The organism is Lysinibacillus sp. CNPSo 3705 (assembly GCF_028674935.1).
GTDB lineage: Bacteria > Bacillota > Bacilli > Bacillales_A > Planococcaceae > Lysinibacillus.
Genome location: NZ_JAQZSD010000062.1, coordinates 1 through 21,179, shown reverse-complemented (window position 1 = coordinate 21,179; position 21,179 = coordinate 1). Strand labels below are relative to the sequence as shown.

17 protein-coding genes are annotated in these 21,179 nt (G+C 38.3%); 5 read left to right on the top strand and 12 right to left on the bottom strand.

Features of this window, described 5'->3' with window-relative positions:
- Window positions 1-7: 7 nt before the first annotated feature.
- From menC to PVA17_RS20075, 12 genes are all read right to left on the bottom strand, one after another.
- Entirely contained in the window at window positions 8-1,114 is a 1,107-nt protein-coding gene (menC, locus tag PVA17_RS20130) for an o-succinylbenzoate synthase (RefSeq protein ID WP_274068735.1), read from the bottom strand.
- Window positions 1,111-1,929, bottom strand: a complete 819-nt coding sequence (locus PVA17_RS20125) for a GNAT family N-acetyltransferase (RefSeq protein ID WP_274068734.1) — start codon at window positions 1,927-1,929, stop codon at window positions 1,111-1,113. The genes menC and PVA17_RS20125 overlap by 4 nt, the downstream gene beginning before the upstream one ends.
- Window positions 1,930-1,951: 22 nt before the next feature.
- Entirely contained in the window at window positions 1,952-3,067 is a 1,116-nt protein-coding gene (locus PVA17_RS20120; protein WP_274068733.1) for a M20 peptidase aminoacylase family protein, read from the bottom strand.
- A 5-nt stretch (window positions 3,068-3,072) separates the two neighbouring features.
- Entirely contained in the window at window positions 3,073-3,939 is an 867-nt protein-coding gene (locus PVA17_RS20115) for a MurR/RpiR family transcriptional regulator (RefSeq protein ID WP_274068739.1), read from the bottom strand.
- Between the two features lie 172 nt (window positions 3,940-4,111).
- Window positions 4,112-6,304, bottom strand: a complete 2,193-nt coding sequence (locus tag PVA17_RS20110; protein WP_132360142.1) for a DNA topoisomerase III — start codon at window positions 6,302-6,304, stop codon at window positions 4,112-4,114.
- Between the two features lie 300 nt (window positions 6,305-6,604).
- The gene (locus PVA17_RS20105) at window positions 6,605-6,997 is read right to left on the bottom strand and encodes a hypothetical protein (RefSeq protein WP_274068732.1); all 393 of its coding nucleotides are present in this window, start codon (window positions 6,995-6,997) and stop codon (window positions 6,605-6,607) included.
- 115 nt (window positions 6,998-7,112) lie between these two features.
- On the bottom strand, window positions 7,113-7,379 hold the full coding sequence (locus tag PVA17_RS20100; RefSeq protein WP_132360138.1) for a hypothetical protein: 267 nt from the start codon (window positions 7,377-7,379) through the stop codon (window positions 7,113-7,115).
- Between the two features lie 412 nt (window positions 7,380-7,791).
- A complete protein-coding gene (locus tag PVA17_RS20095) occupies window positions 7,792-8,865 on the bottom strand; it encodes a glycosyltransferase (RefSeq protein WP_132360136.1) in 1,074 nt (357 codons plus the stop codon).
- Window positions 8,866-9,042: 177 nt separating this feature from the next.
- Window positions 9,043-9,801, bottom strand: a complete 759-nt coding sequence (locus PVA17_RS20090; RefSeq protein WP_132360134.1) for a hypothetical protein — start codon at window positions 9,799-9,801, stop codon at window positions 9,043-9,045.
- Window position 9,802: 1 nt separating this feature from the next.
- On the bottom strand, window positions 9,803-13,585 hold the full coding sequence (locus tag PVA17_RS20085; RefSeq protein ID WP_274068731.1) for a DEAD/DEAH box helicase: 3,783 nt from the start codon (window positions 13,583-13,585) through the stop codon (window positions 9,803-9,805).
- Window positions 13,586-13,704: 119 nt separating this feature from the next.
- Window positions 13,705-14,259, bottom strand: a complete 555-nt coding sequence (locus PVA17_RS20080) for an NADPH-dependent FMN reductase (RefSeq protein WP_132360130.1) — start codon at window positions 14,257-14,259, stop codon at window positions 13,705-13,707.
- Between the two features lie 703 nt (window positions 14,260-14,962).
- Entirely contained in the window at window positions 14,963-15,799 is an 837-nt protein-coding gene (locus PVA17_RS20075) for an NAD(P)H-binding protein (RefSeq protein WP_274068730.1), read from the bottom strand.
- 234 nt (window positions 15,800-16,033) lie between these two features.
- On the opposite strand from PVA17_RS20075, the gene PVA17_RS20070 reads away from it, so the two are divergent.
- From PVA17_RS20070 to PVA17_RS20050, 5 genes are all read left to right on the top strand, one after another.
- Window positions 16,034-17,080 carry a PseG/SpsG family protein gene (locus PVA17_RS20070; RefSeq protein WP_132360126.1) on the top strand — a complete coding sequence of 349 codons (1,047 nt, stop codon included), beginning with the start codon at window positions 16,034-16,036 and terminating at the stop codon, window positions 17,078-17,080.
- 262 nt (window positions 17,081-17,342) lie between these two features.
- A complete protein-coding gene (locus PVA17_RS20065) occupies window positions 17,343-17,528 on the top strand; it encodes an SE1832 family protein (protein WP_132360124.1) in 186 nt (61 codons plus the stop codon).
- A gap of 54 nt (window positions 17,529-17,582) precedes the next feature.
- Complete coding sequence (locus tag PVA17_RS20060; RefSeq protein ID WP_132360122.1) at window positions 17,583-19,148, top strand: ABC-F family ATP-binding cassette domain-containing protein; 1,566 nt, start codon at window positions 17,583-17,585, stop codon at window positions 19,146-19,148.
- An 838-nt stretch (window positions 19,149-19,986) separates the two neighbouring features.
- Window positions 19,987-20,391, top strand: coding sequence for a transcriptional regulator Spx (gene spx / locus PVA17_RS20055; protein ID WP_053484570.1), 405 nt, complete (start codon window positions 19,987-19,989; stop codon window positions 20,389-20,391).
- A 23-nt stretch (window positions 20,392-20,414) separates the two neighbouring features.
- Window positions 20,415-20,858, top strand: a complete 444-nt coding sequence (locus PVA17_RS20050) for a MarR family winged helix-turn-helix transcriptional regulator (RefSeq protein WP_132360120.1) — start codon at window positions 20,415-20,417, stop codon at window positions 20,856-20,858.
- Window positions 20,859-21,179 lie beyond the last annotated feature (321 nt).

Here is a 21,179-nt window from a genome sequence, read left to right as displayed (position 1 = left end):
AATCGTATTATTTATATATTTTCTGTGCTACTGTGAATAAATCGATTGTCTCCCTATTCACTTCATAGCCGATTCCTGCTTTTTGAGGAACTTCAATATAACCGTCCTTCACTACAACTTCTGGGTCGATGATATCTTTTTCCCAATAACGGCTTGAGCCTGCAGTATCTCCAGGTAAAATGAAATTCGATAATGTAGTTAATGCCACATTATGTGCACGACCAATACCAGACTCTAGCATGCCTCCACACCAAACTGGAATGTTATTTGCCTCACAATAATCATGTATTTTCTTCGCTTCTGTTAAGCCACCAACACGACCAATTTTAATGTTAATAATTTTAGTACTGCCTAACTCAACAGCTTTCCGTGCATCTTCTAACGAATGGATACTTTCGTCTAAGCAGATTGGCGTATCGATTAATTTTTGTAATGCTGCGTGGTCAATGATGTCATCCGACGCCAATGGCTGTTCGATCATCGTTAAATTAAAAGCATCTAACTGCTTGAGCGTTTCAGCATCTTCGAGACGATAAGCTGAGTTCGCATCTGCCATAAACGCCACATCAGGGAACGTTTCACGTAATGTACGCATGACCTCTACATCCCAGCATGGCTTAATTTTGATTTTCATTCGTTTATAGCCTTCATTCACAAAGCCATCGACTAACGCAATGAGGTCCTCGATTGTTTTTTGAATACCGATACTGACCCCTACTTCAATTTTATCCTTGTTGCCTCCAAGTGCTGCCGCCAGCGATTGATTCGTCTGTTGGGCGTAAATATCCCAAATAGCACCTTCAATTGTTGATTTCGCCATATTATTTTTGCGAATTGGTTTAAATAGCTCATTAACCTCATCCGGATGCTGAAGTTCTTTATTTAAAATAAGAGGGATTAAAAAATCCTCTAGCATATGCCAGTTCGTTTGCAATGTTTCCTCATTGTACCAAGGAGAATGAAATGCAACAGATTCTCCCCAACCGATTGTTCCTGCCTCATCCTTAGCCTCTAAAACTAAAAAATCTTTATCCTCGAATGTGCCAAAGCTTGTTGTAAATGGTTCTTTTAATTTCATTTTTAAATGCCTGATGATAATTTCTGTAATTTTCATATTGGTTTTACCCCTTCCAAATCTAAAGTTTCTAATTTTACGAGGACATACTCGTTATAATATTCTTGTTGCTGCAATTGAACTGCCGCATAGCCTTGTGCAAATAGGCGTTGTAATAAATATCTCGTTTTGAAACGCCAATCCAATGCTAATGCTGGATCTTGTAGCTTCAAAGCTTGAAAATCCTTTGGTACAGGCAATGTATATAAGTCTTCTTTATATTTTAAATTTTCAGTTATATACAAACGTAGAAATCCTTGTTCATTTAATACACAGCTAGCCACTGGTATGGCATCCGTCGTATCTATTGAAACATTCTTACTTACATAATTAGAGGTTATATGCCAACACACCTCAAAACGGTCTGAAGGTAGTCCTTTATTTAAGCCATCCTGCATTTCACCGTAGCAGTTTTCTATATACGTATAACAAATACCATTTAATTTGGACAGATTGAGAAAACCATTTCGTGTTTCCAGCGGATCAAACGTCCACACCATTAAATCGTAGCCCCGATCAATAGCAATAGCTTGCTGGGCATATTTTAATTGTTCACCTATTCCTTGAGAGCGGTAATTTTCGTCTATCCCTAACATATGGGAGCATAAATAGCTTTTGCCCTCTCGAAACCCCGAAAAGCCATAGCTAAAGCCAACTAATTGATCACCGTCATAGGCACCAACAACGATACCGCCATTTTTCACAGCTGTTAAAGTTTGATGAATAGGAATTGAAGGCATGCCCCAAACGTTATATTCCAATTGCTGAACTTGCTCCAGCTGTTCGATTGTCTTTATTTCCCTTATGTCAATCATTGCTATCTCTCCTCCTTAGGGTCTATAAAGCTCGTAAAATAGCTCTCGTGATAATGTTCACGCCGGTAATAAGCCGCTCTCGATTAAAGGTCATGTTCGGATGATGTAATCCTGGTGTTACACCACAACCTAAGCCAAGCATTGTTGCTTTTAGGTTCGGACGTTCATACGTATAAAAATGAAAATCCTCTCCTCCAGGAGTGACGACTGGTGAAGCACATGCTTTTTCACCAACTACGTCAACAATCGCTGCATTCATATGTTGTAATGCCTCATCATTCACTAATGCTGCAACAATATGTGCATCTACATGTAAGGAAATTTTTGCACCATACATCACTTCTATCGATGCTTTGACACGTTCAATACCATCCGTGAGCGTTTGCATTACTTCATTTGTTTGTGCTCGTGCATCGATGCTAAATGTTGCTTTCCCCGGAATAATATTCGTCGAGGTTCCTCCTGCATTAAATTGTGTCATTTTGACTGAAGCAGAGACATTTGGGTCGGTCCAGAGCTTTTGTAAACCTTCGACAAATGCAGCCCCTACTTCAATTGCATTAATGCCGAGTTCAGGTCGTGCACCATGAGCCTCTTCCCCAAAAATTGTCCCAGTAAAAAGCTTTGCAGCACCGTGGTACAATGCTGGAGCATACGTCCCGTCCCTTAATTCTTTTAACGGACGAACATGGACACCAAATAAGTATTCTAAATGATCGATAAGCCCCTTCTCGACGAATGCACGAGCGCCCTGTGCCTTTTCTTCAGCGGGCTGGAAAAGAATACGTACTGCACCTGGGAGTGAATGCTCCATATCCTTTAACACTAGTGCCGTCCCAATAGCCATCGTCATGTGACCGTCATGACCACAAGAATGATTAGCCTTAAATTCACCATCTACTTCCTGCCATAGAGCATCAATATCCGTACGAAATCCGACTCTCGGTATTCCTTCACCAATATCTACATACAGTCCCGTCATATCCTCAAACAATTGAGGCTCCATCTGTGCCTCCTGCAATAAACCAGCGATGTATTGCGTTGTTTTCTTTTCTTGCCAGCTAATTTCCGGATGCTCATGTAAATATGTAAAAATATCAGCCAATCTCGGCTGTAAGTTTTGTAAAATTTGATTCATAGTATTCAACTCCATCGATTTGCTAAAAAGCTATTTTGGAAATCATCATATTTTACGCGTTGATTTTCATAATAATCGTGATCTTGTGCAGTCATACCTGCAATTAATGTATTTAAAAATGAAATCAGTGCTGGCATTGCATCAATCGTAGACATTTCTTGTTGTTCATTCACAAAGGTAATCGTCGCATATTGCGTGATAGGTGCAATTTTAGAATCAGTAATACCAATTATCTCGCAATTTTTTTCTTGAACTTCGGCTGCAAATTGAATCGGTTCTTTAAAATAACGATGGAACGATAAAATAATGACTACACTATCCTCATCAATTGCTTGTAAAGCTCTAATGATTTCACTAGTTTCAAATTCTAAAAGCACTACGTTAGGACGTAGTATATTTAACGTAAAACACAACCATTGTGCCGCTAAATGGGAGGAGCCATTCCCGACAATATAAATTTTTTTCTTCGTATGCAGCAGGATGGAGGCACGATTAAAATCTTCCTTGTTAATGTTCTTCGCAACATTTAAAATACTTGCTGCATCCTTTCCCATCGTTTTTTCATAAAAACGTGGGGTCTCAAAAAGTGCCTGCTTTGATTGCAAATAATTGTGTAAGCTACTAGTATTTCCTTCATTGAATAGCTGCATCGTAATTTCACGCTGTAGCTCAGCATAACCCGATAATCCGATAGCGTAACAAAAGCGGATAACCGTCGTTTCACTTACCCCTGCCCTCTCCCCCACATATGCGGCTGAATGAACACCAACAGTCTGCAAATTTTTGAGGATGAAGATTGCTACCTTTTGCTGACTCTTTGAAAGCTCCTGATATTTATGTTGAATGACTTGTTGAATTGTTTGATTATCCATCAAAGAAGTTCATCCTTCTATTTTTATTTTTTGAAGCTTAAACTGCATTTTCATGTTACATACAGTAGCACACTTATTTTCTTAATTCAATATATTTTCTGAAATTTCTGTTTATAACACAAAAAAAGCGGGAATGTTAATTAAGTTAACACTCCCGCTTTTTTATTTATAACTATTCATCAAACTTCATCCCTTTTAACAAATCTGCAAAAGCATTGTTCAAAGGTTCTGCTTCTTTTTCTTGCTGTTTCATATATTTCTGCACACTGCGCTTATCTACTTTGCCACCGCCTTCTTTTTTACGACGGGCTTCAAATGCAGATAACTTTTCGCGATAACCACATTTACATACGAAGATTTGGCCATCACCTTCACCACGTAGTTCAAGCTTTTTCTTACATTGCGGGCATCGTGCGTTTGTGACGCGTGATACATTTTTACGATGACCACATTCACGGTCTTGGCAGACAAGCATCTTGCCTTTTTTACCGTTAACTTCAAGCATTGGTTTACCACAATCCGGGCAGGACTTTGTTGAAATATTGTCATGCTTATATTTTTTATCACTTGCTTTAATTTCAGCGACTATTTCTTGTGTGTGCTTTTTCATTTCGTTGATGAACACATCTTTCTTCAACTTACCTTTTGAAATGAGCTCCAGCTTTTGCTCCCACTCCGCTGTTGTCGCTGGAGAGCGTAATTCTTCAGGAACTAAATCAAGCAATTGACGACCTTTGGATGTAATGTAAATATCTTTGCCGCCACGTTTTTCGATTAAGAATGAATTAAAGAGCTTCTCAATAATATCTGCTCGTGTAGCAACTGTCCCTAATCCACCTGTTGATTTCAACGTATCTACAAGTTTCTTATCGTTCGTTTCCATATACTTCGTAGGATTTTCCATAGCTGATAGTAATGTCGCCTCTGTAAAACGCGCTGGGGGCTTTGTTTGACCAGACGTTTGAGCAATTAGCTTCGTTTTTAATACTTGTCCTTGTTCTAAACGAGGAAGCAGCTGCTCTTTGACATCATCCGTGGATTCTTCATCATCAAAACGATTTTGATATACTTCTTTCCAACCTGCAACTGTTACAGTTTTCCCTTTGGCAATAAATTTCTCATTACCGATTTGAGCTTGTACTGTTAATTGCTCATATTCTTGTGCTGGGAATAATACAGCTAAAAATCGCTTTACTACTAAATCATATATTTTACGCTCTTTATCATTGAATGCAGATAAGTTCACATAGCCTTCAGTTGGAATGATCGCATGGTGATCTGATACTTTACTGTCATCTACAAATGATTTATTCGCTTTAATCGGCTTTGTTAAAATTTTATTCGTTAATGTACGATATTCGCCGATGCCGCATGCTTTTAGACGCTCAGGTAATGTGCCTACTATATCAGATGATAAATAGCGTGAATCTGTACGAGGGTATGTCAGCACTTTATGAGATTCATATAGCTTTTGCATAATATTTAAAGTTTCTTTCGCAGAATAACCAAATAATTTATTGGCATCTCGCTGTAATTCTGTTAAATCATAAAGACCTGGGGCAAATGATTTTTTAGGCTTGCGGTCAATTGAAGCAATCTTTGCATCTTGATTGCCTAATGCTTTGACAATAACGTCGACTTTTTCTTTATTAAAGCTACGTGAATTGCCATTTGCATCTTGCCATGTAAGCTTTAATGAATCAGTTTGTGCTTCAATACCGTAGTATGTTTGTGGTTTGAAGTTTTTAATTTCATCTTCGCGTGCAGCAATAATCGCAACAGTTGGCGTTTGCACACGGCCACAATTCAGCTGTGCATTAAATCTTGTCGTTAATGCCCGTGTCGCGTTTAATCCGATATACCAATCCGCTTCAGAACGCGCAACAGCAGCGGCATATAAATTATCGTAGTTCTTACCCGGTTTTAAATTAGCAAATCCTTCTTTGATCGCTTTATCTGTAACAGATGAAATCCATAAACGTTTAATTGGCTTTTTCACATTCGCTTTATCAATAATCCATCGAGCAACTAATTCCCCTTCACGCCCAGCATCAGTAGCCACAATGATTTCATTGACATCATTACGAGTTAATTGTGATTTAACTGCATTATATTGCTTACCTGTTTGTTTCATCACGACTAGCTTCATTCGTTCTGGCAACATTGGAAGGTCGTCCAAATTCCATGTTTTATATTTATTATCGTAGGCTTCTGGATCCGCTAACGTCACTAAATGACCTAATGCCCAAGTAACTATATATTTGTCACCTTCTAAAAATCCGTTCCCCTTTTTATTACATTTCAAGACATTTGCAATATCACGTGCCACTGAAGGTTTTTCAGCAATAACTACACTTTTAACCATATATTCCCGTACTCCTTTACTAACTATGTACTGTCTAATATACCATAAGTTCGGGGTAGAAATTGGTTAGAGCTATCTCTAATAGTCATTGCATGAGAAACAAGGGGAAATGATCAAGTTCCTCACAGAGCTGGGGAGACGAAAAATTTAAGGCTGTTTTCTAAAAGATTGTTGCTGTTAAAACATAAAAAAAGAGTAAATCTACAAAATGTGTAGAATCAACTCTGTTTTTTGGTTTGATATTTCGTAAATTTTAACTAAAGCACCCGTCGTAGAAAAAGAAAGTTTTAATTTTCACTATTATTTACTGACCAATTTAATAATTTCCGATTTTCCGTTCCACTCCAATTTGGCCTCAATCTTCTCATTTTCAGTTGTATAAACTTCACAACTAGTACATTCGACATTACCGGAATGCATATTATTTTCTTCGTTAAAAGTGTCTTCAGCAATACCAATATCAAGCGATGCACTCTTTATTTTATATGCGAATACTTCAGGAGCCGGTTCTTTTCCAATATATTTAATTGTATATTCTCCTAATTCTCTTTCTTTAGTAACTTCAGTTTCATACTTAACAACCCAATTGTTACCTTCTCCATTAAAATTATATGCTTTCCCACCACCTGAACAAGCACTTAAAATCAATACTGAAAAAAGAAATAATGGACCTAAGATTTTATATAATTTCACTGTTCTCCCCCTAAATAATATTTTCTTTAATCTTTAACGTAAACTTTTATACTTTGAACAAACCTGCACAGAATAGTTTCCGACCAGAACCCTCCCTTGTATAAGTGGGAGTAGTTCAAGTTTCGCCCATAAACACAAGTAGTAAGATTGACAATGAAACGCCAATGACATAAATCCCAAAAACAACCATAGGGGAATACTTCCAAATTCCTTTTTCTCTTTTTTTAAAGCTCTGAACACTAAATATTATTCCTATGACGAACATAATAGCCCCAACAAAGAATAGCCAAGCAGTATTAAGTTGAAAGTAATAAAAACATGCTACACAAATAAGTCCTACTACAGAAAATAATGTTGATAATATCCCTTTTTTACTGAGCATCGCTTACCCCCTCCTTAATTCTATAATTACTATAAGGACGAAAGAAGTGAATGCCGGTTCCAATTTTAACTAATTTCACCATTTAAAATCTATAGAATCCATTACTGCTTATTGGGCTACACTACACCGTTAGTTGAAGAGCAACAATTTAAAGAGCAAATTCACGTTAATTGTGAATTTGCTCTTTTTCTATGCTTCAAATAAAAATATCGAAAATGGACTGCATACTCAAACGCTTAAAACATATGTTGAGTTAACAGAATGTTCACAAATAGAAAGGGGATGAATGAATGGATGCTCGAACTTTCAGACCTCGGAATGTGATTTGTATGACAATTGTCGTTTTTGTATCGATGTTAATTGGTTACGGTATATATATTAATTTTATTGATGTTCCTTTTCCATGACGGTCTTATTTCTTTAACTGACTTAACAAGAACTTTCGGTTGTCTAGTATGCGCTGATCTTTTGGCTTAAATTTACGTGCTTCTTCATTATGCTGATATGCATTTTCGTAGAGACGTAAGCGATTGTATAACAAGCTTAGCTGTAAATGTGGTAGCCATGTGGAATAAGCGTGCTTGTGTATAGCCATTGTCTGCTCTATAGGTTGCTGTAATGCTTGCGAATACCAGTAAATAGCCTCTTTATTTTTCGATTGCTCCATAAAAAAATGACCGATTCGGCAGCATGTTTCTGGTCTTGGTCGATCATATAATAATGACTGTAAAATAGTTTGTGTTGCTTGTTTTGAGTCATGTAGCTGTTGGTAGCAATCCGCTAAATTTAAGCAAGCTTGAATTTGATCATCAGCTGAGCCTTTTGTGGAATCTAGGAAAATATTATAATGATTGATTGCTTCTATAAATCGCTTGTGGGATTTAAGCTCATTTGCGTAATGAAAAGTTTCTCTAGCTGAAAATGGGTGCCCTTCTTTCTTTAAACGCTCATAAATAGTAATATTGCGATGAATATCACTTTTTCTTGGTAAATGTGTAATTGCTATATCGCTATGATAGAGCTGGCCTGTTACATCTAAATATTCATGGACGGCACCCTGCCACTGAAAATTACGCGCACGTTTTACGAGACGAAATCTTTTTTCACTTGATTCTACATAGCCATCAGCATCCAGCGTTACAAAATAATCCATGGACACAGCATCGACATTAGGATGAAAAAGAGATTGTTTAAGTTGAAGAAACTTTTGCTGATGTTCTGTTGTGATCACGTCATCAGCATCAAGCCATAAAATAAAATCTTTCGTCGCTTGTTGAAAGGAATAGTTGCGCGCTTTGGCAAAGTCATCGCACCAAGTAAAGTCGAAAATTCGTGAGGTATAGTTCCGGACGATATTTTTTGTACGATCAGTTGAGCCTGTATCAATAATATTGATTTCATCCACTAAATGTTGCACGGAGTCTAGGCATCTTTCAATAGTACATTCTTCATTTTTAACAATCATACATAAACTAATCGTAAACATCGGTCCCCTCCTTTTTTTGTAATAATATATGCAAGCTTAAAAATTTAACGAGGCTATTTACCATTTTATAGCCTTACTTTTTTTGAATTTATCACTCAACTTTTTGAATTTATCGCCCAACTTATCCCCCAACACTTCCATCAAAAAAACGAACGCTGCACACGTTCGTTTTTTATCTTATAAGTACTTTTCACGCCACTTTAGTTGTTCTTTTTCTGTAAGCTGCTGTTCTAGGTGCGAATCCCATTGGTTTAACAGTGCATTCCATACTCGAACGAACAAAATATCTTGTTCTTTATCGTGAAGGACAAATTCAAGGCATGGGATATCATTGATTTGTTTAGCGTCTGTTTCAACAATTTTTGAAATTATTTTTTGAGAAGCTCCAGCTTCAGCTTTTTCTTCATCCTCTTGCTGTAGCGCTTCTATTAACATTGCTTCTTCGAATTGCTCCTGCTTCTCAGCCTCTTCATCCACATAGCGATATAATTCTGGTAGGTCATCATATTCTTCTATATTGTCCTCGTCGACAGCAAGAAATGCAAGATGGCATGGGCTATAGTAAAGGGTAGCCATTTCCACATCTAGCTCCTCTTCGAAGATGCCACGTTCCAGTTGCTGCTGTCCTTTAGCGGTTAATCTATAGAAGTCTTCCGTTTGCTCAATAAGACTTACTCGGGACATTAACGATACTAAATCCTCAATAAATAACGGATCAACTAGTAATAGCTCACTTAATTCTTGTGCGTTTGCAAAATCCGCTTCCTGTATGCTCATTAACAGCATTGTCATCAAGACATCCATAGTAGAACGGCGAACTGGCTCATAGGTCACTTCTACTGTTCGGATTGGGACGCACCATTCATCGGTTTTGACGATTTTAATATTTCGATTTTGCTGAAGTTCACGCATTAAGCGCTGCTGTAATTTTGACAATCTACATCACCTGTCCTTCATGATTACGCAAGCCGTTATAGGATTTCACGGTCTCTAACAGATTGCTATACATCTCTCGTGTATCTGGATGCTTCGCACGTTTGGCAAACATCTCAGCACTTCCGACAAGTAATAATAGTTCTCGAGCACGAGATAAAGCAACGTTTAAACGACGATAATCTCTTGCAAAGCCAACGTCTCCCCCTTTAGGCGTATTACGTACCATACTCACTAATATGACGTCCATCTCCATACCTTGGAACTTATCGACTGTCCCGGTTCTAAATTGAAGATGTGGTAGCTGTAATTCCTGTTGTAGAAGGCGATTAATTTTCTTAACTTGCTCCCCATAGAAACTAATTACCCCAACACTTTTTTGTGCATCTTGAGGCATGCGGCCAGCCGTTTTAGCTTCAATAACAGCCTTGTTCATATCTATTAAAATACGACGAATTGTTTGTAGTTCACCCTCGTTATAACGACTCGTTCCGCCCTTCACTTGCTCCTCTAGATAAGGTTTTTCAGTAGGAATATCAATCCATAGCAAATGATCATCTCGGTTCACAAATTGTCCTTCTAGGCAATGGTCTCGTGCTGCATCCGAATCTGGTAAACCACATTGCAGACCGTTTTCCTCTTTCGCGTAAAACGGTGTAATACTGTGCATAATTTTTTCATGCATTCGATACTGCAATGCCAGCATCTGCTTATGTGTTTGCGGTAAATTATTAAATAAACGTTCAAACAGTGATTCACGCAGTAAATTTTTCAACTCCTGTGCGCCGTCAAAGTTTGGATTTTCATCGAGCATCGCCTTTAACGTTTCTTCCAACGTATCGTCTCCAAGTAGTGGAGGTAGCTGATGATGATCGCCTACTAAAATAACTTTTTTACCTTTAAGCATTGGCAATAATAGCTCTGGTGGTGTTGCCTTCGAAACTTCATCAATAATAACAACATCAAATGTCGGGTAGTTCTCCATAAACTCCTTACTTGCCGAAGCAACGCATGTTGTACCGATCACATTCGCATGACGCACATATAATTTACGAATTTCATCTAAATCGTATTCAGTAGCATTTTGTAACTTGTCACGCCATTGCTCTTGTAATTTTTTGCGAAGAGGTAGTTGCTGTTCCTTGCGCTGTAATTCCACTATTGCTGTTTTCGAGGATGCAATTGCTTCCACTACTTCCTCGAAAGTGCGCTCTGGTGTTGATTGAAGAAGCTTTGTGCATGCTGTAAGCTGCTTCTCCTTCTTCAATCCAGCTATATTAATTTCTTTTATATTTTCTTCTAATTGTGTTAGCTGTAGTTCAATCTCTTGTAAGTTCGTCTGCGCTGTTTGAAGTGCCGCTTTCTTTGGTAGGAGCTGTGAATTAGCGTGCTCCACTGCCTCAAGTTGTTGACGTGCTGTTTGAAGTGAAGATTTCGATTGTGATACGAGCATTTTCAAATGTTCTACAGACTCTTCTGGCTCAGCATCAATTTGGAATGCCTCAGCTAACTGCTGAAGTCGTTCTGTATGCTGTAAAAATGGCTGCAATTGTCGTTGCAAGCTTTGGACGTCAAAGCTAGTAATGGCGCATTCTTGATGTAATAGGCCTGCAATACCTTTACGCAAGGACTCAAACTCCCGATCTTTATGATCTTGTTGTTGTTTAAGAGCTACACCCTTTTGCCAGACAAAATCACGACGCATATATAATCCGAGCAAGAAACGCTCAATTTGCTCGGCAGGTGGTGTTTGATCATCTTGAAAGGCTGTATTGAGCTGTGCAAAAACACCTGTTAGGTTTTGCAATGAAAACGATTGAACTTGCTGCACTCTACTTTTAGCAAGGGCACGTTCTTTTTCTTCATCGGATACTAACGGTTCAAGTTTTGCGATCGCTTTTTGTAGACGTGAATTGATGGTTGCCCACGCCTCTAAATCTTTGGCATCCTCTAAATGTTGCAAACGGCTAATTTGCTGTGACAGCACATAGGATGGGCGAATGTGATAGTGCTGTAAAAATCGTTCAATTCGCTCATAGGACGTTAAATTACTAATATATTGTTCGGCTTCCTTCATTAATCGAAGACGATTATTTTCCTCTTCATATTTCGATTGGATATCTTTGAACTGCAGTGCTAAATGCTGCTTTTGCTCTTGCAGCTCCTTATATTGAGCAGCTGCTTCCAATTGCTCAATTTTTTGAGTAGTTTCTTCTATAGTAAGCTTCAGCTGCTCTATAGATGGACTTTCAGCAAGGGTTTGTTCAAGCGACTTTACAGCAGGCTCGATTTGCGCCAGCTGTTTTTCGTAATGCTCTTTATGTGCCTCATGCTCCTGTTGTTCAGCTTTTGCTGCCTTTAATTCTTTCTTTAACGCTTGTATTTCCTGCTGTAAAATTGGCTCATCTATTGCGGCATGCTCTTTTGCAGCTATTTCCTTTGTTAACTCCTCAAGCCACGCCTCAAGCTTTGCTAGCTCTTCTTCAGCTTTGATAATACTTGATTTTAGTTCTTGCTCACGTTCTGTAAAAGCTGTTATTTCCTCTTCAATCGCTACGAGAGTTTGCTCACGCCAATGAAGCGCAACATTTTCCTCAATAAACTTTTTACCCTCTTCTTCTATGCTTTCCGTTCTACCGTAACGTAAAATTCGAATTTCTTGATTGGAAAGAAGTCGTCCTAAAGCATTATCAACGGCGAGATTTGATTGGGAAGCTACGAGTGTTTTTAAGCCCGCCTTAACATTTTGCTGACAAATTTCAGAAATAACAGTTGTCTTACCTGTGCCAGGAGGTCCTTGAATCACATACAAATCTTCAACAGACAATGCTCCTAAAACAGCCCGTCTTTGATATTCGTTTAAATTATTGTGAAAAACAATATCCTCTCGAAGCTTGGATGCTCGGACAGTTGGGCGTTTTTCAAATAGTATTGTCTCTAAATTAGGGTTAACTGCCTCGCCTTTTTCTAGTTTTGTAAAACCATTGCGTAATCGTCTAATTTGACTCAATGTCGCAAAATTACTAAAGCTTGCTTGCTTTGAACGAAGGTTAAGTTGATCTTTACGTGCTAAATCCTGTACAAAAGGCTTTAAGTCAATTTCTATTGTCTGCTTTCCTGCATTCGCCTTCAATACTTGTCCAATTTCACCGCGTACCCCTTGAATGCTCACACTTAACCCTTCAAGCTTCTTCCATTCCTTCGATTTTATATAAGGGCAGACAATTGTCAGCCTAGTAAAATCTTCGTTAAAATAGCTTTGCTTAAACTCTGTATGAATATCATCAATGGTCGCATCGCGTTCTTGAATTTTTAAATAGCCTTCCCAACTTGATATACGCTTTTTCACATATTCTGTGCGTTCTTCGGCTATCGGTAGCGCTCTTATTTTTGTATGAAGATCAAGCGGAATCCCTGCTCCATTATTAGGTCTTGTCACAAATTCTAATGCTGCTGGTAAGCGTCGGTTCGTATTGATTGGGCCTCGCATATGTACAAAACGAATATTTGTTGCTAGCAATCCTTCAACCTTTAGCACACAATCCATAATGGCTGTTTTCTCAGCAATGACGTCGGTTAGCTTTTCATTTTGCTCCGCATTAAAATAAATCGATAAAAATGTTTCACCAACTGTTTTTGCTTTGCGCTTTTCGATATAGACGGTGAATATTTTTTGTAAGGCAAAAAAGGCATGCTCGTTTGCTGAGCATTCCTCTACCGCTTCCTTCGCCTTATTCGTCAATATTAGACTACAGCGTTGTTTTTCTAGTATAGCGATGTCCTGCATGAGCAGCCCTCCCTTCCGTTTCACTAAAATCCTATTTTATCACATCGTAAATGGATACTTGAAAAGAAAAATCCCCTGCACAGTGATTTCTTTCCACTGCGCAAGGGATGAGTTTTATTTTAATGTTGATCAATCGGTTCTTTCGGTAATGTTTTGCTCATTTCACAATACTGTACAAAAACACGAGCCAATTCACGTAAACGATTATGAACATCTTCGTCGACTATATGATTATTTGCATCAAAGTGAGATGTGTGTGTGTATACATAGTTCGGAGTTACAAGTGCACGGAAGTAGTCTAAAATTGGTTTCAACTGATTCTCTACTACTAAATGGTGCTGATACGTTCCACCATTTGCCACAATCGATACAGGCTTATAGCGCATTGTTTTCGGATGCAAGAAGTCAAATGCATTTTTTAAAACGCCTGGAATCGATGCTTGGAAAATTGGTGTAGCGATAATATACGCATCCGCTTCTTCGAACTTTTGAATCATTTCTTTCATGTCATCATTTAACGGTGTACCGTCTACAATTTGATGCTTATATTGACTAAAATGCATAATTTCTAACTCGAAACCTGCATCTAATTCTTTAATATATTGCTCCACTTGTTCTAAGATAGCACCAGTTTTACGACCAAACATTGTGCCATCAACGAGTAAAATTTTCATTTTCGCTTTGCCTCCACATTCATTTCTACAATAATATTGTAACAAATGAAAAGAGACACGGAAAGAATTGTAGTAGTTAAAACCGTAAATTCAGTCTTTAGGCGGAACGGTGTCTACACAAGAAATATGCTTTCGAAGAGACTTTGGCATTTTGATTACCTGTTATTAAAATAATATTTTCACAGATGAATTGGTTAACCACTTTCATCCATAGTTAGAGGGGCTAATTTTCGCTACAGGCTACTTGCGGGCGGGCGTCGAGTAGCCTGTAGCTATAATCAGCAAAAAATGAATATATATTACATGTAATGAAAAAATCCCTTTATAGATAATTATAAACCTATATTTCCCTAATCAACGTGCCTGATATGTTCATTATTATTTTATTCATCACCAAAAGTTAAGGATGACATTTGTTAAAACATATACCATATGTAAAATGATTGTAGTGGAGACTGGCCGACTTCTTAAGGATCACCGCGTCACTGATGAGAACCTCCAGCGAAGCGACAGCTACAAATGTTTTCTGTAGCGAAAGCGAAGCGGCAGCTACAAATGTTTCGAAAGCGAAGCGGCAGCTACAAATGTTTTCTGTGCGAAAGCGAAGCGGCAGCTACAAATGTTTTCTGTGCGAAAGCGAAGCGGCAGCTACAAAGCGCCCAGTTGGAACGGCAATCAACTTCACGTTATGGTGACAAACGTTTTATTTATCCTCACGACGTTGGAATTTTACTTCTTTATCTACAACGGTTTCCTCTATTTTATATTTATCTCGATTAATAATGACTTCACGATTTACTTTATCTTCTTCATCGTTAGAACTGTGCTTATTCCAATTAAATAATTGCTCTCTTGAAACATCATCATCCTGCATTTCAGGGAAATCTAGCTTAGCCAATTCCTGGGATGGATAAATTGTAACTGACTGTTTATTACCAGATAGCGCAATAATAATCATCGCCTTCGCAACCTGGGAAGCTTCTATAGCTCTTGAACGCTTTAATGGCCCAACTAATAATGGCTTTATTAATTTTAAAGCTTTCTCTCCCGCCTTTTCACCAAAGCGAAATTCCTCTCTATCGCCAACCAATAGAGATGGGCGAATAATCGAAAGTCTCTGTAAGCCTAGTTCCATAAGATCATGTTCAAGCTTCCCTTTCACTCGATTATAGTAAAATGGCGAACTTTCATTTGCACCCATTGCTGTAATGACTAACATATGTGGGATTCCTCGATTTTTTGCTAATGAGGCAATCGTTAACGGATATTCAAAATCAACTTTCTCAAATTCCTCACGTGATCCTGCCTTTTTCATTGTTGTTCCTAAACAACAATAAAGCTCATGTGCAAATTCGATATCTTTTTCCTCTAAAGCATCAAAATTACGAATTTTCACTTCTAGCTTTGGGTGCGTAAATGCTAGCGCTCTTCGTGCAATAACCGTAACTGAAATGTATTCATCATTTTCACATAATTGTTCTACAAGAGAGGTACCTGTTAATCCAGTAGCCCCTACAACAATCGCCGCGCGCATTCCCATTGGTTGTACCCCCTTCTATACGGAACAAAAGTTTTGTTAAAAAACTGCAACAATACTATGTATCTTCTTGCAAACTCTACTTTATTTATCGGTCAAAGAAAGAGCTCTTACTCATTTAATTTTAGGTTTTTAGCAATTATACCCCGGTAAATTTGATTTAATAATCCTAATTTTACACATACTTGCCCATCATTCACCATAGTTTAAATAGACGGATGAAAGGATGGGATACATTTGCAAAACGAAATTCAAACAACGGAACTAAAAAAGACGATTGTTTTCATTATTGAAAGCTGTATCGATAAAGGGCTGTATCCTTTTGAACGGGTTGCAACGCTGGCAAAGCTACTTACAAATCAAGAAGTTTTCATATTTGTAAAGACCCCTTCAAACGATGGAATTCAAATTTTAATGAATGAAAATCTCTCGCCAATCTTATTTGAACATTTCGATGAGCTACCAAAGCAAATGAAAGGTATTCAGCCTGATTTAATTGTAAGAGATGGTCGTAACTCCGAAAGCTGGCAAGTACAAAATTTACGACCGTTCTGCAAAACTATTATTCATTTTGATGATTTTGGTGAGGGTGGCCAAGCCTGTGACTGTGTATTGCTAGCACTCTATCAAGAAGTTAAAGATTATTTACCATCCCATTATATTGGGGGGAGTTTCAACTTCGCATTACCACAAGCTTTTCAGAAATTTGATGATAGACCCGACAGTAAAATACCTGAAAATCCACCTCATATTGTTGTTGCTTTTGAGGATGGGGACGAGCATAACTTAACCTACCGTACTCTTCGACACTTAACGCAGCTACAAATTCCACTACAAATTACAGTGATGATTGATGATAGCTATCGCCACGCAACCGATGATCTGCAAATGATGGTGCTTAGTCGTCGTAATACCGCCATTCTTCGTGATAAAAACGCACTCCTAAAACTATTACCAAAAGCAGATGTCATTATTTGCAATGCTAACTATACACCTTATAAAATCGCCTCTTATGGTGTACCTTGTATTACGCTTGCACAAACTGAGGCTGAGCTATTACATGCCTTCCCTCGCGAACAGAACGGCTTTATTCACCTTGGACTTGGTCGCAAAATGAAGCAATCACAAATCCAAAACGCTGTCATGGAGTTTTTATTACACGAGGCCCGAAGCGAACGAGCTGTAAAAAAACAACGACAGCTCAATCTAGCAAATAACAATGAAGCACTACAGTCATTACTTTTAGATTTCGCTTACGATCGACACAATATCGCTTCTACTTAGTGATTCTTTGAAGGTGGATATGATACAATATAAAAGAATTTCATCTTTAATTATAGAAGTGAAATCAAGCAACATTAGTACCCGATTGATAGTAACTAATAAGCGGTGGGGGATAAAAAAACCTCCATCGCTTTAACTTCTTTCAGCGGATGTCAAGGATCGAAATTTGTGCAAGCACAAAGCCGATTCTGGGACGCAATTATGCAGAGACATAATTGATACGCATTCGTTATACAACTATACACATAAAGGAGCCATCATCATGCCATCAAAAAGTGATATTGAATATCAAATTAGAGAGTTAAAAATGGATTATATGAATTTACAAGGCGACATCGAAAAGCTTGAATCTACAGGTCATAATGATCAAGTAGCAAAAGCAGAGCAACGTCTTGCAAATATGGAAGCTACGCTAGCGCAATTAAATAAACAATTAGCAGAACTATAAAAATGATATCGGCGGTCATAAAATAACTTAGGCCGCTCTCTCGGAGGAACGTAAATGGCAATATTAACAGTTGAAAATTTAGGTCATTCTTTCGGTGACCGTACACTTTTTAAAGACGTCTCTTTTCGTCTAGTTGAAGGTGATCATATTGGTCTTGTAGGTGCAAACGGTGTTGGTAAATCAACATTAATGGGCATCATTACAGGTCAAACAATCCACGATACTGGTAAAGTTGAATGGCTTCCAGGAACGCATTACGGCTATTTAGATCAGCACACTGTATTGACAGCTGGCCGAACTATGCGTGATGCATTACGTGACGCATTTCTTCCTTTATATAAAAAAGAAGAAGAGCTTAATGAAATTACGGGAAAAATGGCTGAAGCAACACCAGAAGAATTAGAAGATTTACTAGAGCAAATGGCTGAAGTGCAAGATGCTCTGGATGCAGGAGATTTCTATTCTCTTGATATGAAAATTGAAGAGGTTGCACGCGGTCTTGGTCTTGATGCAATTGGCTTAGAACGTGATGTTGCTGCCCTTTCAGGTGGTCAACGTACAAAGGTTTTACTAGCTAAGCTATTACTTGAAAAACCAAAAGTTTTATTACTAGATGAGCCGACGAACTATCTAGATGAAGAGCATATTACATGGTTGAAAAACTATTTAAAGAACTATCCACACGCTTTCTTATTAATTTCGCATGATACCGAGTTTATGAACGACACGGTGGATGTTATCTTCCAACTAGAATTTTCAAAATTAACTCGCTATACAGCGACATATGAAAAGTTTTTAGAGCTTGCTGAAATCAATAAGCGCCAGCATATTGATGCTTATGAAAAACAACAGGAGTTCATAAAAAAACAAGAGGATTTCATTGCGAAAAATAAAGCTCGCTACTCAACTACTGGTCGTGCAAAATCTCGCGCCAAGCAGCTTGACCGTTTAGAGCGTATCGATCGTCCTGAAACAGCTGTAAAGCCTGAATTCGGCTTTAAAGAAGCACGTTCTTCAAGTCGTTATGTAGTAGAGGCTGAAAACTTAGTCATTGGCTATGACAAGGACAAGCCGTTACTTCCTCCACTTACATTTGCGATTGAACGTGGGGAAAAAATTGCTTTAGTTGGTATGAACGGTGTAGGTAAATCAACATTATTAAAAACAATGTTAGGCAAAATAAATCCGCTAGATGGAAAAGTAATTCGTGGTGACTATCTTTACCCATCATACTTCGAACAAGAAGTAAAAGCTGAAAAAATCACTCCTATAGATGACGTCTGGAATGCCTTCCCTTCTATGGAGCAAGCACAAGTACGTGCGGCATTAGCACGCGCGGGACTAAAAACGGAGCATATTACTCGCCCTCTTAATTCTTTATCTGGTGGTGAGCAAGCAAAGGTTCGTTTATGTAAGCTCATGATGGATGAAGCAAACTGGCTTCTATTTGACGAACCGACAAACCACTTGGATGTCGATGCAAAAGATGAGCTAAAACGTGCCATGAAAGAATTTAAAGGCACAATCGTACTAGTAAGCCATGAACCTGATTTCTATGAAGGTTTAGCAACAAAGGTTTGGAATGTCCAAGACTGGTTTACTTCAGGACAACAAAACTAGAAATATTATCAATATGGGCAGTTTCCGCTGTGATTCATGGATCAATTCGGGGCTGCCCTCTTTTTTTGTCTAGAAATCGAGTATCGATTGTAGCAATTTGGTGGTTCTTTAACTACATGCGTGGTTTTTTGAGCTATTTGATTAAGTTCCTCGGCCTAACCAAGCGGTTTCTTGGCAAACCTGATCTGCTCCATGGCCTACCCGAGCGGTTTCTCGGCAAAACCTGATCTGCTCCATGGCCTACCCGAGCGGTTTCTTGGCAAACCCGATCTGCTCATTGGCCCCTACCCGAGCGGTTTCTTGGCAAAACCTGATCTGCTCCATGGCCTACCCGAGCGGTTTCTTGGCAAACCCGGTCTGTTCCTCGGCCTACCAGATCTGTTCCTTGTCCAACTCAATAATGTCCTCTGACCTACCTGAGCAGTTCCCTTGCTCATTCAAGCCAGAAAACAGCCCTCTTCTCAGCCCCGAAATAAAAAATTTATTTATCTATGCATAAAAACCTGCATTAAATCATAATAATAATCAGTGGATTAACAATATAGCTATCTCCTTCAAATCAGACTATTTCTCTCTATATTAGAACCTCTCTCTTTTTTCTATGAGCTTCTATTATTAATTGAGTAAACTTACATCATTGTAAGCTGAATTCGCGAAACTTTTCGCTCTTTTGTGCGTATATTTTAGTGTAGTAGAAAAAATTCATTTCTGTTTAAAAATTTTCAAAAAACTATTGATTTATAAATAGCTTACTAGTAAGATATATGTATAACCTAATTAACTTACTAATAAGATATATATTAAATATAATTCTAAAAAAGAAAGCGGGGAATGAAGAATGACAGTTACAATTTATTCACAAGCGAGCTGTTCTTCATCCAGAAAAGCATTAAAATGGTTAAAAGATCACAAAATCGAATATAAAGAAAAACGTATTACTTCACATCCACTAACACTTGCTGAATTTAAAGAAATTTTAAGCATGACAGAAGATGGAACAGACGAAATCATTGCAACGAACTCAAATGATTTTAAAAATTTAAATGTTGATATTGATCAGCTCTCTATCCAAGAGTTGTTTGCCATCATCCAAGCTCACCCAAGAATGTTACGAAGCCCAATCTTAATTGATGAAAAACGTATTCAAGTTGGGTACAATGAGATGGACATTCGCCGTTTTATTCCACGCAGAGTACGTGCTTATGAGTTAAACGCGATGACAAGATTGGCACAAGAAAGTTAAAACAGTTTTGGAGTTGACCTTATATGGATCAAGAAAAAGAAAGAGCCATTACCTCGTTATTTGAAGTAGTATCTTCCATAGAGCGTAAGTGGGCAAACGAGTGGAATAATCATAATGTACTCGGCTTTTCAAAATCCCATATTTTAATTTTAGACTACTTATCGCAGGAGGGACCAAAACGCCCTTCTGCCATTGCTGATCGGTTAAAAGTGACGACAGGTGGTGTCACTGTTTTAACAAGTAAGCTCATTAATGCTGGCTTTATTGAAAAAACACAGCATGCAACAGATCGACGAGCATCCCAATTGAAAATTACTGCTGATGGCGAAAATATTTTAGAAGATTCCCGCCAGCAAGTTAACGCAATTATACAAAATATGTTTGGTATGCTGTCAGCTGAGGAAGTACAAACATTACGAGATATTTTTGCAAAATTACTCAACGCTGAATCTAATCGACATGAGTAAACGCTTCATTTTCACACCGTAAAAAGTTAGACATGCAATCTAACCTTTTACGGTGTTTTTTTGACGAGTTTCGGGTTTACCAGCGGTGTCCGAGATTTTGACGGAAATATATTCCGGAGTGATGGATAAAACAGGCAAAGTGACTTGACTTAAGTCTTGTGCCTAACGGTGGGATTTCGAAGTTTAGCGGGGGTTCTTGCTTGTTAGCGGCGCAACTCTATGGTTTAGCGGCGTTCTTTTCTTCGTTGGCGGCGCAACTCTATGGTTTGGCGGCGTTCTTTTCTTCGTTGGCGGCGCAACTCTATGGTTTGGCGGCGTTCT

Excerpts from the sequence above, each read along its gene's own strand:
- menC (WP_274068735.1), bottom strand. The coding sequence starts at position 1,114 with ATGAAAATTACAGAAATTATCATCAGGCATTTAAAAATGAAATTAAAA.
- PVA17_RS20125 (WP_274068734.1), bottom strand. The coding sequence starts at position 1,929 with ATGATTGACATAAGGGAAATAAAGACAATCGAACAGCTGGAGCAAGTT.
- PVA17_RS20120 (WP_274068733.1), bottom strand. The coding sequence starts at position 3,067 with ATGAATCAAATTTTACAAAACTTACAGCCGAGATTGGCTGATATTTTT.
- PVA17_RS20115 (WP_274068739.1), bottom strand. The coding sequence starts at position 3,939 with ATGGATAATCAAACAATTCAACAAGTCATTCAACATAAATATCAGGAG.
- PVA17_RS20110 (WP_132360142.1), bottom strand. The coding sequence starts at position 6,304 with ATGGTTAAAAGTGTAGTTATTGCTGAAAAACCTTCAGTGGCACGTGAT.
- PVA17_RS20100 (WP_132360138.1), bottom strand. The coding sequence starts at position 7,379 with ATGCTCAGTAAAAAAGGGATATTATCAACATTATTTTCTGTAGTAGGA.
- PVA17_RS20095 (WP_132360136.1), bottom strand. The coding sequence starts at position 8,865 with ATGTTTACGATTAGTTTATGTATGATTGTTAAAAATGAAGAATGTACT.
- PVA17_RS20085 (WP_274068731.1), bottom strand. The coding sequence starts at position 13,585 with ATGCAGGACATCGCTATACTAGAAAAACAACGCTGTAGTCTAATATTG.
- PVA17_RS20080 (WP_132360130.1), bottom strand. The coding sequence starts at position 14,259 with ATGAAAATTTTACTCGTTGATGGCACAATGTTTGGTCGTAAAACTGGT.
- PVA17_RS20075 (WP_274068730.1), bottom strand. The coding sequence starts at position 15,799 with ATGGGAATGCGCGCGGCGATTGTTGTAGGGGCTACTGGATTAACAGGT.
- PVA17_RS20065 (WP_132360124.1), top strand. The coding sequence starts at position 17,343 with ATGCCATCAAAAAGTGATATTGAATATCAAATTAGAGAGTTAAAAATG.
- PVA17_RS20060 (WP_132360122.1), top strand. The coding sequence starts at position 17,583 with ATGGCAATATTAACAGTTGAAAATTTAGGTCATTCTTTCGGTGACCGT.
- spx (WP_053484570.1), top strand. The coding sequence starts at position 19,987 with ATGACAGTTACAATTTATTCACAAGCGAGCTGTTCTTCATCCAGAAAA.
- PVA17_RS20050 (WP_132360120.1), top strand. The coding sequence starts at position 20,415 with ATGGATCAAGAAAAAGAAAGAGCCATTACCTCGTTATTTGAAGTAGTA.